This is a genomic window from Bacillus sp. LR--39 (assembly GCF_053613335.1).
In genome coordinates, this window is record NZ_JBSIOT010000657.1 from 1 (window position 1) to 812 (window position 812).

The following is an 812-nucleotide window of genomic DNA, read 5'->3' on the forward strand; positions in this document are numbered from 1 at the left end:
CTCCGCTCGGAAAAATAATCCGGCTTCCTTCTTTTAATGAAGTAAGATTTGGCATACCACTGACTGCCACATTCGCCCCGAGCCATTCCGGCAAAATCCTTGGCACTCCCATTTTTAAAGCGATTTCGTTGCATTCCTCTATTGAAACAATTGAAATTTGTCTGCGGTTGAAAATTTCAGTCCCTCTTGAAAACATTGGTTCTCTGGCTCCCGCTTTTTTGGTCAGGCCAAAATGCAAGTCGCCGGGGATGCCGCCATAATCAAAATCAAGCTTGTCCATTTGCTTTGTTACGAAGCTATCTGTATCTGCGATATATAAGCCTTCCGCTTTTGCAGTCATACGCTTCCACATCAGCTGGCACCTTCCTTCTTATCTAAAATTTCCACCTATGCTTCATTATCCCAAAAAATCCCGCTCTGTAAAGGAGCGGGATTTTGATTATACCGTTTTAGGCGTAAGGTTAAAGCAGCGCTTGTAGATCCAGTTGTATGCTTTTTCATTTAAATCTCTAGGGTTTCCGAAGGTTTGCGGATCTTTCATTGCTTCTTTAGACAAGCGTTCGATCATATCAGGTGATACTCCCTGCTCTTCTAAAGTCGGCACTTCTAAATCTTCGACCAGATCATACATCCAATTGACAGATGCTTTCGCAGCTTCTTCTGTTGTCATCTTGCTTGTATCAATACCGAACGCTTTCGCAATACGCGCAAACTTCTCAGGATAGCCCTTCCAGTTGTATTCCATTACAGGGCCCATCATCGCCGCTACACATTGGCCGTGAGCGACTGGGATAATACCGCCAAGCGTTTGG

The 812-nt window shown here is 44.5% G+C and carries 1 protein-coding gene and 1 pseudogene; both read right to left on the reverse strand.

Annotation, left to right across the window (positions count from 1 at the left end; all coding sequences use genetic code 11):
• Window positions 1–352: MOSC domain-containing protein (locus ACWHAR_RS25630; RefSeq protein WP_452088253.1), on the reverse strand; the 352-nt coding region annotated here is incomplete at its 3' end.
• Window positions 353–439: 87 nt separating this feature from the next.
• Window positions 440–812, reverse strand: a pseudogene (gene gbsB, locus ACWHAR_RS25635) (choline dehydrogenase); the annotation flags it as partial.